This is a genomic window from Hymenobacter fodinae (assembly GCF_004745825.1).
Taxonomy (GTDB): domain Bacteria; phylum Bacteroidota; class Bacteroidia; order Cytophagales; family Hymenobacteraceae; genus Hymenobacter; species Hymenobacter fodinae.
Genome location: NZ_SRLA01000001.1, coordinates 1,302,828 through 1,314,495, shown reverse-complemented (window position 1 = coordinate 1,314,495; position 11,668 = coordinate 1,302,828). Strand labels below are relative to the sequence as shown.

10 protein-coding genes are annotated in these 11,668 nt (G+C 53.0%); 6 read left to right on the top strand and 4 right to left on the bottom strand.

Annotated features, from left to right (window positions below; translation table 11 throughout):
• Window positions 1-24: 24 nt before the first annotated feature.
• From EU556_RS05635 to EU556_RS05620, 4 genes are all read right to left on the bottom strand, one after another.
• The gene (locus EU556_RS05635) at window positions 25-483 is read right to left on the bottom strand and encodes a hypothetical protein (RefSeq protein ID WP_135431857.1); all 459 of its coding nucleotides are present in this window, start codon (window positions 481-483) and stop codon (window positions 25-27) included.
• A gap of 58 nt (window positions 484-541) precedes the next feature.
• The gene (locus tag EU556_RS05630) at window positions 542-2,170 is read right to left on the bottom strand and encodes an acyl-CoA carboxylase subunit beta (RefSeq protein ID WP_135431855.1); all 1,629 of its coding nucleotides are present in this window, start codon (window positions 2,168-2,170) and stop codon (window positions 542-544) included.
• 214 nt (window positions 2,171-2,384) lie between these two features.
• Window positions 2,385-3,389 (bottom strand): MlaD family protein, encoded by a 1,005-nt coding sequence (locus EU556_RS05625; RefSeq protein ID WP_167855469.1) that lies wholly within the window; start codon window positions 3,387-3,389, stop codon window positions 2,385-2,387.
• A gap of 65 nt (window positions 3,390-3,454) precedes the next feature.
• Window positions 3,455-4,261 (bottom strand): N-acetylmuramoyl-L-alanine amidase family protein, encoded by an 807-nt coding sequence (locus tag EU556_RS05620; protein ID WP_394346106.1) that lies wholly within the window; start codon window positions 4,259-4,261, stop codon window positions 3,455-3,457.
• 162 nt (window positions 4,262-4,423) lie between these two features.
• Between EU556_RS05620 and EU556_RS05615 the strand changes: the two genes are divergently transcribed.
• The 6 genes from EU556_RS05615 (at window position 4,424) to rimM (ending at window position 11,664) form a co-directional block, all read left to right on the top strand.
• A complete protein-coding gene (locus EU556_RS05615; protein WP_135431851.1) occupies window positions 4,424-7,246 on the top strand; it encodes a putative LPS assembly protein LptD in 2,823 nt (940 codons plus the stop codon).
• A 213-nt stretch (window positions 7,247-7,459) separates the two neighbouring features.
• Complete coding sequence (gene panB / locus EU556_RS05610; RefSeq protein ID WP_135431849.1) at window positions 7,460-8,275, top strand: 3-methyl-2-oxobutanoate hydroxymethyltransferase; 816 nt, start codon at window positions 7,460-7,462, stop codon at window positions 8,273-8,275.
• Between the two features lie 104 nt (window positions 8,276-8,379).
• Window positions 8,380-9,087 carry an RluA family pseudouridine synthase gene (locus EU556_RS05605; protein ID WP_135431847.1) on the top strand — a complete coding sequence of 236 codons (708 nt, stop codon included), beginning with the start codon at window positions 8,380-8,382 and terminating at the stop codon, window positions 9,085-9,087.
• 303 nt (window positions 9,088-9,390) lie between these two features.
• Entirely contained in the window at window positions 9,391-10,164 is a 774-nt protein-coding gene (locus EU556_RS05600) for an acyl-CoA desaturase (protein ID WP_135431845.1), read from the top strand.
• Window positions 10,165-10,422: 258 nt separating this feature from the next.
• On the top strand, window positions 10,423-10,971 hold the full coding sequence (locus EU556_RS05595; protein WP_135431843.1) for a 30S ribosomal protein S16: 549 nt from the start codon (window positions 10,423-10,425) through the stop codon (window positions 10,969-10,971).
• Between the two features lie 117 nt (window positions 10,972-11,088).
• Window positions 11,089-11,664, top strand: coding sequence for a ribosome maturation factor RimM (rimM, locus tag EU556_RS05590; protein ID WP_135431841.1), 576 nt, complete (start codon window positions 11,089-11,091; stop codon window positions 11,662-11,664).
• Window positions 11,665-11,668: the final 4 nt, after the last annotated feature.

Genomic DNA, 11,668 nt, shown 5'->3' with positions numbered 1-11,668 from the left:
CTGGCGGGCCGCACAGTAGAACTGTTAATTAAATATCGGTTCAAGCTTCAACCTCCTAATTAACCATTTTTCTGCATTTTGAACTGGCTGAATAGTTTTGAAATATGATATAACTGCAGGTATTAATAAAACAAACAATGCCATACCTATTCTCTCAAGCAAGGTAGGGGCTCTAAACTCATTATTAATAGTCATTTTATCATCAGATAGAATAAAAAACAATGATATAAAACCAGCCAAAAAGCTAAACAGAATAATATGGTATGATGGTTTTATATCTAAATTAAGTTGCACAAAATCAGTTTGCACAACTTGGCCTTTTATAAGTGGCTGAATAGCGCCATTAGCACCTCCTCCACGCTTTCTTATTAAAAAACGAGTCCCGTCAACCTTGACATCGTAGGCTTTACTTTTTAGCTTCCATATACCCGATTCTTTTAACGATATATATTCTAGAAACTGATATACCTGATCTGTCGTCATTGACGACTTATATGATTTCTTTATTCGAAATAACATACAAACTTATTTACAATATGAATCAAACCTGAATTACACCCACGTTGTAGGCCTTCTCAATCGGCGCATGGTTAGCCATGGATATGCCTTGGGAAATGACTTTGCGAGTTTCCAGCGGGTCAATAATAGCATCTACCCAGAGGCGGGCTGCGGCGTAGTAGGGCGACAGTTGCTCGTCGTAGCGAGCTTTGATGCGGTCTAGCAGTTCCTTCTCGGCTTCGGGCGTAATTTCCTCGCATTTGGCTTTTAGGGAGGCAACCTGGATTTGGAGAAGGGTGTTGGCGGCGGCGGCGCCGCTCATCACGGCTAGCTGGGCGGTAGGCCACGCTACAATCAGGCGCGGGTCGTAGGCCTTGCCGCACATGGCGTAGTTGCCGGCTCCATAGCTGTTGCCGATGATAACCGAGAACTTCGGCACTACCGAGTTGCTCATGGCATTCACCATCTTGGCGCCGTCCTTAATGATGCCGCCATGCTCACTCTGCGAGCCCACCATGAAGCCCGACACGTCGTGCAGGAACACCAGCGGAATCTTCTTCTGGTTGCAGTTCATGATGAAGCGCGCGGCTTTGTCGGCTGAGTCACTGTAAATAACGCCGCCCATCTGCATGGCGCCCTTCTTGGTCTTCACAATTTTGCGCTGGTTGGCCACAATGCCCACGGCCCAACCATCAATGCGCGCTAGGCCACAAATCAGCGTTTGGCCATATAGGTCTTTGTAAGGCTCAAACTCCGAGTTATCGACCAAGCGGTTGATGATGTCCATCATGTCGTAGGGCTTGGCGCGGTCGGCGGGCAACAGGCCTAGAATCTCCTGGGGGTTCTCTTTAGGCGGCGCGGCGGCTTTGCGCGAGAAACCGGCCGTAGCCTGCCCACCCAGTTTATCGAAGATGTTCCGGATATGGTCGAGGCACTCTTCGTCATTGGCAAACTTATAGTCCGTCACGCCCGAAATTTCGGAGTGGGTAGTGGCCCCGCCGAGCGTTTCGTTGTCGATGCTCTCCCCAATGGCCGACTTCACCAGATAGGAGCCCGCCAGGAATACCGAGCCGGTACCATCTACAATCATGGCCTCGTCGCTCATAATGGGCAGATAGGCGCCACCGGCCACGCACGGGCCCATGATGGCGGCCAGCTGCACAATGCCCATGCTGCTCATCACGGCGTTGTTGCGGAAGATGCGGCCGAAGTGTTCCTTATCGGGGAAGATTTCGTCCTGCATGGGCAGGTACACCCCCGCCGAGTCGACGAGGTAGATGATGGGCAGCTTGTTTTCGATGCTGATTTCCTGAGCCCGCAGGTTCTTCTTAGCCGTAATCGGGAACCAGGCGCCGGCCTTCACGGTGGCATCGTTAGCCACTACCACGCACTGCCGGCCTTGCACCCATCCCACTACTACTACCACGCCACCGCTAGGGCAGCCGCCCTCCTCCGGGTACATCCCCTCGCCGGCGAAGGCCCCAATTTCAATGGTTTCCGAATCCTTATCGAGCAGGTAGTCGATTCGCTCACGGGCGGTCAGCTTGCCTTTGCTTTTGTGGGCCGCAATGCGCTTTTCGCCGCCGCCAAGCTGCACGCGTTTGAGGCGCTGCTGGAGCTGAAAATTCAGTTGCTTACTGCTGTCTTCGTTCTTGTTGAATTCGAGATTCATGGGTGGGATAGGAAGGGTGGGAAGCGGGAATGAGCGGTGAGAGTGAATGAGCGAGGAGGTAGTTATACCGGCCTAGATGGTGCTAGCAGCGCCAGCTAAACTCCGAGCTCACTACGTCACCACTTTACTCATTCACTGTAGGTGGGAAAGCAAGAAATCCGCCTGGGTGGGCGGATTTCAAAGGTAAGCAGAATGTGGAACTGGCCTAGCAGGCTTACTTCACCGTGGTCTTGGCTTCCGTTTCTACGGTGGTGCCATTAGGCTTGGTAGTAGTGGTTTCCACCTCTTTCTTGGTCTTGTCCTTACCGCCACCAAATACTGAGAAGTGCACGTAGCGCTTGGGGTTGGCTTGGAAGTCGGTGAGCAGGGTGTTGGTGCTAGCCGCCGTGGCGTTGAGGTTGTTGTAGAGCAGCGTATCATTGATGAGCTTACCCAATGAGCCCTTCTGATCGGTGAGGGAGCGATTTAGGGTAGTCATGGTTCCCTGGGCTTCCGTCATGGTAGCATTGAGCTTGCGCATGGCGGGGCCTACCGGGGCGTTCTTCAAGGAGTCGCTGAGCAGAGCGAAGTTGCTGGCGATACGGTCGAACTTGGCGCTAGTCTTATTTAGGTCAGCGGTCAGGCGCGCCATATTGGTGGTAATCTGGTTGATGTTGCGCTGGTTCATCAGCAGCAAATTTTTAAGGGCCTCGGTGCTGCCCTGGGCATTTTGCAAGGTGGCCTGCAGGCTCACTTTAGCATCCTTATTCAGGAAGCCGTTTACCTTAATCAGCGTTGAGTCAACGGTACCCAGGACGGGTAGTGCTTTAGCCTGGAACGCATCGGTGATGCTGGCCACCGTGTAAGAGCGTAGCTCTTCGCCGCCATCATATACCTTGGTATTCTTGCCTAGGAACAGCGTAATAGTTTTCGAACCGAGCAGTGAGCCACTCAGGCTAGCCACGGTAGAGTCGCCGACGGTCACGCCCTTCTGAAGCTCCACGGCAACCCTTACCCGGTTGCCTTCTTCCGGAATCAGGCTCATTTCTTTTACCTGCCCTACTTTGATACCGTTGAGAATAACCGGGTTGCCAATGGTTAGCCCATCTACGTTATCGTATTTGGCATAGTAGGTTCTGTCAGAAGAAAGCAGGTTACTGCCCTTCAGAAAATTGAAGCCCAGCACTAGCAAGGCAATAGCGACGATGCCCAAGAGGGCCACTTTTATTTCTTTCGACACAGGGGCCAGAGTAAAGTGAGAGAGTAGCGGAGAGGTAGAAACCGATCAGACGAGGTGGCCTAGGCCTATTCGCCGTTCATCGCCTCCAACTCATTTTTGTAGTCGCGGAAGGCGCGGTAGATGCCTGCAGCTATATACGTTTGCCCCGCTTTATCGTTCAGATACTGTTCTTCGGTGCGGTTCGTCAGGAAGCCCGACTCTATCAGCACTGAGGGCATAGTTGACTTCCAAAGCACCAGAAAGCCCGCCTGCTTCACCCCCCGCGAGGGGCGGCCTACCGTAGTGCGCAACTGCTTATCTACCTTCTGCGCAAACCGGATGCTATTCACAATGTGGGCGCTTTGGTAGAGCGAGAATAGAATATGACTCTGGGGCGAAGTAGGATCGAAGCCGTTGTATCTCTCCTTGTAGTTGTCTTCCTGCAGAATTACGGCGTTTTCGCGCTTAGCTACCGAGAGGTTAGCATCCGTTTTGTGCGGGCCCATAGTCCAGACCTCGGTGCCATTAGCCGACGGCGATGAAGCATTGCAGTGCACAGAGATGAACAGGTCGGCATTGTGCTTGTTGGCAATACCAGCCCGGTCGGCGAGTTCCACGAACACGTCGGTCCTGCGGGTGTATACCACTTTCACTTCGGGCATCTCCTCCTCTATCTGGCGGCCCAGTGCCAGAATAATTTTCAGGGCCACATCAGCCTCGCGGGCTTTCACGCCGGCACACCCTCTATCCTTGCCGCCGTGGCCGGCGTCAAGCACAACAGTGCGCAAATGATACCTGGAGGGGGCCGGTACCGGAGCATCCGGCACAACAGCCCGCGACGAGCCGGCGAAAAATAACAGGCCCGCCGCGCTGAGAGCTACAATATTCCGCACGGAGTTCGTTAGTTGGAGTAGCTACCCGCTACCTTTGCAAACCGCCACAAAATAAACGATAAAAACTACGTGGCCCCGCTAGCGCCTGTGTTTCATCTGATTTTAGACGCACCCGGCCAACGGCCACGGTTCTTCTTCCTACTATTTTCACTGCTGTTGGGCTTGGCGGCAACTCAGCCTGGCCTAGCACAACAGCGGCCGCGCACTACCAACGTGCCCGCCGACGTGCGCCCAGCGCCACGTGTCATCAATGCCCCGCAGCCTAACGCGCCAACTCGGAGTGATACGCTAGGCCTAGTAACTGGCTCTCCCGACTCGTTGCGGGTGGCTGCTGGCGGCCGCAAGGGTGCCGTGGAAACAACCGTGAAGTACAAGGCCAAAGACTCCATCCGGTTTGAGGTGCAGAACAAGCGCGCTATTCTGTACGACAAGGCCAACGTGGACTACGGCGACATGAACATTCAGTCGGCCAAAATTACGGTAGACTATAGCACCAACATTGTCACGGCCGAAGGTCGCCAAGATTCCACTGGTCGGCTGCAGGATCGGCCGGTATTTAAAGACGGGGGCAGTACCTACCAGGCGAACCGCATCGACTATAATACCAAAACCAAGCGGGGCCGCATCACCGATGTCGTCACGAATATGGGCGAGGGCTACATCCACGCCGAAACTATTAAAAAGAACGACCGGAATGAGTTGTTTGGGGTGCGGGGCCGCTACACCACCTGCAACCTCGAAGACCCGCACTTTTATATCAACGCCTCCAAGATGAAGGTGATACCGGGCGAGAAGGTCGTGACGGGTCCTTTCAACTTGGTTATCGGGGACATTCCGACGCCACTAGGCTTCCTGTTCGGCTATTTCCCAACCCCAAAGAGCAACAAGCGCGCTTCGGGCTTGCTGATTCCTACGTTTGGCCAAGCAGCCGACCGGGGCTTTTTCCTGCGCAATGGCGGCTACTACTGGGCTGCTAACGACCACATTGGTGTGCGCCTTACCGGCGACATCTACTCCGGCAACGCCGACCGGTTTGGTGGCTGGCGAGGCACCGCAGAAATGCAGTACATTACCCGTTATCGGTTCAGCGGCCTGCTTTCTTTCAACTACAGCTCTCAGCCCACTGCGCAGCTTCTTGGCTCGACTGACGCGAATACCAACCCGGGCTATAATGTTCCCCGCTCATCGAAGAATTATGCGCTGGCGTGGAATCACTCGCCTGTAGCTCGTCCTAACGGGGGGCGTTTTTCAGCCAACGTAAATATCAGTAGCAATAACTATTACCGGCAGAACTCTTACAACGTTCGCAATTACCTGCAATCGGCTTTCTCCTCTACTATCTCTTATTCAAAGCAGATCCGCAACTCACCTATTAATTACGCCCTGCAACTCAGCCAGTCTCAGAACACCCAGACGGGTACTATGAACTTTACGCTGCCTGACGTAACGGTGGGCGTGGCCCGGCAATACCTCTACGATCTAGTAGGCCTAGAACCACGGGGCAAGTTTTACGAGCAGTTGGCAGTTGCCTACACACTGGTAGGCCAGAACCGCATTTCCAACGCCACTTCTCAAACGCTGCTCAACGGTGGCGCCATTCCAGTACTAGGTGGCTCCCGCGAAACTGGTGTCATTCCGTTTAAACCGGAGAACTTCAATAAGTTACTGCGTAACTCTCAAAACGGCATTCAGCACCAGTTTCAGATTACATTAGGTAACTACACGCTGCTGAAGCACTTCAACTTCAACCCTAGCGTTAATTACAATGAGGTCTGGTACTTCAAGAGTCTCAACTATAGCTACAACTCTGTTGCTCGTGCTGTCCGGATCGATACTACGAATGGGTTTAAGCGCTTGAATAGTGCTTCTTATGGTGCTAACCTGAGTACTAACTTCTACGGGACTATTGTGCGTAAGGGCACACATAAAATTCAAGCACTCAGGCATAAAGTTACACCTAGTTTGAGCTACCAATTTTCGCCTGATAACACCCTTACCAGCGGCGCTTTTGGTATTACCGAACTAGAAGACTTAGTTGACCCAACAACAGGTCGCCCTTTCCGAAATGACCCAGCCCTCGAGGATCTACTGAAGGCTAATGGTCAGCCTTATCAAAACGCACAGTTGCTGCCTCGCTACAATGGTTTTCTCTTCGGTGTACCTACCACACGGAAGGTCAGCGCTATTAACTTTTCTCTCCAGAACTCTGTGGAGATGAAGGTGCGTAACAATAACGATACTACGGGTACTACTCCTTTCAATAAGGTCAGCCTGATTGATGGCCTAGATTTCAACATTGGCTACAACTTTGCGGATACTGCCTTTAATCTGAGCCCACTGGGTATCGTATTCCGCACGCAGGTAGCACGTAAGCTCAACTTACTGGTGAACAGCAACTTTGTATTCTACCAGCAAGACTCTACCGGGCGCGCGATTAACCATTATCTGTGGGACCAGCAGAAAAAGAAAATTGCTCGCTTATCATCGGCTAACCTTACCATTAGCTACCAATTCAATCCGAGCTCTGGCGACCGAAAATCGGCTATCAAGCGGCCTGTCGCTCCCGCCAACGACCCTACCCTCGGTTCACCTACTCGCCTCGACCCCTACGAGGACTACGTGGATTTCGAGATTCCCTGGGACCTGAGCACTAACCTCACGGCTACCTATGCTAACCAGGGCCCCCTACCCGAGCGGCTATACCGGCCCCGCAGGTCACCGTATACGGCGGTAAGCCTCAACCTGAACGGCTCGGTAAAGCTTACTGAAACGCTCCGCTTCGGCTTTAGCACCAACTACGACTTTGTTAATAAGAACCCAGCTTTCACCTCGCTTGACGTGTTCAAGGACTTGCATTGCTGGCAGATTAATGGCAACTGGCGCCCGTTTGGCCCCACACGCGGTTATTTTGTGACAATCGCAGCCAAGTCGGCGCTACTGCAGAGCTTGAAGCTGAGCCGCAACCGCACCTTCCTAAACTATTAGCGGCAGGAGCTGGCTATGGCGTGATAGGCCACCCGGATAGTTTCCTGTGCTTGAAATAGTGCCCAACTGGCCTAGCGCACATACCGGGGCACTGGAGTAAGACTAAGTTGATTAACAGTTGCGGAAAATTTCTGCAGTTTTGGGCCGTCATCTGTTTGCTAACGGATGAGCTGTTTCCTTCTTTCCTCTTCAGCCTTACCATCCCCTTTTACTATGTCTCAGCACAAAGAAGTCAAGCTTGTGACCACGCATCAATTGCTGGCCATGAAGCAGCGCGGCGAGAAAATTTCCATGCTCACGGCCTACGACTTCTCGATGGCGCAGATTCTGGACGGCGCCGGCATCGACGTGCTACTTGTCGGCGACTCGGCCTCAAATGTTATGGCCGGCCATGAAACTACGCTGCCCATCACGCTGGATCAGATGATTTATCATGCCCAGTCTGTAGTGCGGGCGGTGAAGCGGGCCTTTGTGGTGGTAGACATGCCGTTTGGCTCTTACCAGGGTAATTCATCGGAGGCGCTCCGCTCTGCCATCCGCATCATGAAAGAGTCGGGGGGGCACGGTATCAAACTTGAAGGGGGTGCCGAAATCAAGGACAGCATCATTCGCATTCTTACGGCTGGCATTCCAGTAATGGGCCACTTGGGCCTCACTCCGCAGAGCATCTATAAGTTTGGCACGTACACTGTGCGGGCCAAGGAAGAAGCTGAAGCCCAGAAGCTCATTGAAGATGCCCTGCTACTAGAGGAAATTGGCTGCTTCGCGCTGGTACTCGAGAAAATCCCGTCGGCGCTGGCTAAACAAGTAGCCGAAAAACTAACAATTCCCGTAATTGGTATCGGGGCCGGCCCCGATGTGGATGGCCAGGTGCTGGTAGTGCACGATATGCTGGGCATTACCAAGGAATTTAAGCCACGCTTCCTGCGGCGCTACGCTGACCTCGGCGACGTTATGCACGATGCGGTACAGCGCTACATTCAGGACGTAAAGGGCCGCGACTTCCCTACTCCCGACGAAGCTTATTAATCTCCCTAAACAGTTATCATGAGCAGTACGCCCGCTGCCTCATTTGATCAAGCAAGCCGCTAATACTTGTTTGGGGCTCATTGTTCATTGCCCATTTCCCGCTAGTGAATCGTCCGAATCTGTGGTCGGAACGGAAAGAAATTCTGTTCGAAGACAACCATCTGCTCATTATTAACAAGCCCGCCGGCCTGCTTGTGCAGGGTGATGCCACTGGCGATGAGCCTCTTTCTGCCAAAGCGGAAGAATACCTACGTTTTAAGTACAAGAAGCCTGGTGCCGCCTTCGTAGGCGTAGCGCATCGTCTCGACCGGCCAGTGAGTGGGGTAGTAGCGCTGGCCAAAACCAGCAAAGCCCTAAGTCGCCTCAATGAGATGTTCCGCGACAATAAGGTGCATAAAACGTATTGGGCGCTGACCGGCAAGTGCCCCGAGCCTACCAGTGGCCACCTAACCCACTGGCTGGTAAAAGACCCCATTCGTAACACTACTAAGGCGTACTCAGAGCGCCACGGACAAGGGCTGAAATCAGATCTGGACTACCAGGTGCTAGGCCAGGCGGGTACCCGGTGGCTGGTACAAGTAAACCCCATCACGGGTCGTCCCCACCAGATTCGGGTGCAGCTTAGCACTGGCCTAGGCACCCCTATTGTGGGTGACGTAAAATACGGTTTCCTGGCTCCCTTGCCCGACGTTAGCATTGCCCTGCATGCCCGCCGGCTAGAGTTGCAGCACCCCGTCACGAAAGAGGCTATGTGCTTTGAAGCTCCCGTGCCTGACATTGCCCACTGGGAAGCTGCCAAAACGTATTATTAAATCGCGTACTTCATAAAGTAGCCGCCAGCACAGGTGGCGAACTGTGTCCAGACCCACAAGTGGCCTAGCAGCTGTAAGTGTTCAGCACACAGTTTGCCACCTCTGCTGGCGGCTTTTTTGCTCGTGCGCGTAGCAACCCTCGTAAGGCTGAACAACATTTTGGCCTTTTATATAGGGAAATTGCAGGCAGCAGTACCCTGGCAGTAGTTTTGCAAACTAGCTGCTGAACTTATCCTTAGCTTTCGAGCTTTTGCGGAATGAGTACTAGCTGCTTCTAGCTCTGTTTCACCTCTTTTTTGGCCCATGGCGATACTCGTTTTCTTCGTAGCGCACTACTATTTGTCGCTCTTCACGCAGACTTTCTATCTGCACCGCTATGCGGCCCACAAGATGTTCACGATGAACAAGTTCTGGGAGAAATTCTTCTTCCTGTTCACGTACATCTGCCAGGGCTCTTCTTTCCTGTCGCCGCGGGCATACGCGCTGCTTCACCGCATGCACCACGCCTATTCCGACACGGAGCTGGACCCCCACTCTCCCCTCTTCTCATCGAATGCTTTTTCGATGATGTGGAAGACCAAGAACATCTACAATGATGTGCTCAACAAGCGCTACGAGTTAGCAGAGCGTTTTGAGGGTGATTACCCAGAGTGGGCGGCCGTTGAGAACCTGGGCGACAAATGGTACTCACGCATTGGTTGGGGCGCCCTCTATGTGCTGTTCTACGTGCAGTTTGCTACGGCCTGGTGGCAGTTTCTGCTGCTGCCCATCCACTTCCTGATGGGCCCCATTCACGGCGCTATCGTGAACTGGGGTGGGCACAAGTATGGCTATCAGAACTTCGACAACCACGACCACTCTAAGAATACCCTGGCCCTAGACTTCCTCGCTTTTGGGGAGCTGTTCCAGAACAATCACCACAAACTGCCCATGCGCGTTAATTTCGGCGTAAAGTGGTGGGAGTTTGACCCTACTTACATGTTTATTTGGGGTATGGATAAAGTAGGCGTTGTGAAAATTAAGCGCAAAGTAGAGGCACCGGCTGATAAGAAGCCAACCAAGAAAATGGCTGCCTAAGCATTGCCAACATACTGTAGAAGGGCTGTTCCGCTGGCGGGGCAGCCCTTTTTGCTTTCTTAGTTCAATTCATAATATCACACTTCTGGACTGGCCTAGCGAGGTTAAATCTTCATGAGCTAACTACTACTAGTTCTGTAGCAGCCGACTTTCTTCCAGAATCATAAAGCAACGGTTCTATTCTACCGGACTTTTCCCTACCTTTGCGCCTCACTTTCAATCAGACGCACGAGATGCGTCGCTTAACCAACCCGGTTTATGGCAGTTAAAATCCGCCTCGCCCGCCGTGGCCGCAAAAAGGCCGCTCAATTCGACATCGTTGTTGCTGACTCCCGTTCGCCCCGCGACGGCCGCTTCATCGAGAAAATCGGTACCTACAACCCTCAGACCAACCCTGCTACCATCAACTTCGATGGCGACAAGGCATTTGAGTGGATCATGAAAGGTGCCCAGCCCACCGATACGGTGCGTGCTATGCTCTCTTACCGTGGTGTGCTTTACCGTAAGCACCTGCAGCTTGGTGTAATCAAAGGCGCTATTTCGCAGGAAACGGCTGACCAGCGCTACACCGACTGGAAAGAGCAGAAAGACGCTAAGATCGAAGGCAAGCGTACCAACATCGGCACTGCTAAAGAGGAAGCTCGCAAAGCTGCTCTGGCTGCTGAAACCAAAGTTAAAGAAGCTCGTGCTGAAGCTCAGCGTCAGAAGCAGGCTGCTGCTCTGGCTGCTGCCGCTCCCGCTGCTGAAGGCGACGCTACCGAAACGGCTGAAGCTTCGGCTGACACCACGGAGGAAGCTGGCGCCTAGTTTTAGGTATACGGATGAAGGTGATGAGGCAATAAGAAGTGCTGCGGACTATTGCCGCCACACTTCTTGTGCTCCCTCATCACCTTCTCACGTTTTTCCTCTCCTGATTTCGTTCTCATGACTCTCGACGACTGCTACCAACTCGGTTCCCTTGGGAAGCCGCACGGCCTGAAAGGCTTCGTGGTGGCTTTCTTCGACGTAGACGACCTTGATGATTACCGCAAGCTTAAGTCGGTATTGCTGGAGCTGCCTTCAGCACCTGGCAAGCTAGTGGCCTACGAGGTAGAGAAGGTTCAGCCCCAGGCCGAAAACCGTGTGCTGTTCAAGCTCAAAGGCATTGACCGCGTGGAAGACGCTGAGCCGCTTCGTAATGCGAAGCTCTGGCGCCCTTTGGCAGAGCTGCCCAAGCTGGAGGAAGATCAGTTCTACTTTCATGATGTCATCGGCTACACCGTAGTAGATGAGCAACTGGGCACCTTGGGCACCGTAGAGACTTTCTACGAGCTACCTCAGCAAGACTTGCTAGCCATGCGCTATCAGGGCAAAGAGGTGCTGATCCCGGTGGTAGATGAATTGATTTCACGGGCTGATGAGCAGGAGCGTAAGTTATACGTGAGTTTGCCGGAAGGCTTGCTTGACGTGTACTTGTCATCAGGCTCGCGGGATCGGGACGAACCACTGGAAGACGAGTAGGCCA

Bases quoted from the DNA above. Each gene is read 5' to 3' on its own strand.
- EU556_RS05635 (WP_135431857.1), bottom strand. From the start codon at position 483: ATGACGACAGATCAGGTATATCAGTTTCTAGAATATATATCGTTAAAA.
- EU556_RS05630 (WP_135431855.1), bottom strand. From the start codon at position 2,170: ATGAATCTCGAATTCAACAAGAACGAAGACAGCAGTAAGCAACTGAAT.
- panB (WP_135431849.1), top strand. From the start codon at position 7,460: ATGTCTCAGCACAAAGAAGTCAAGCTTGTGACCACGCATCAATTGCTG.
- EU556_RS05600 (WP_135431845.1), top strand. From the start codon at position 9,391: ATGGCGATACTCGTTTTCTTCGTAGCGCACTACTATTTGTCGCTCTTC.
- EU556_RS05595 (WP_135431843.1), top strand. From the start codon at position 10,423: ATGGCAGTTAAAATCCGCCTCGCCCGCCGTGGCCGCAAAAAGGCCGCT.
- rimM (WP_135431841.1), top strand. From the start codon at position 11,089: ATGACTCTCGACGACTGCTACCAACTCGGTTCCCTTGGGAAGCCGCAC.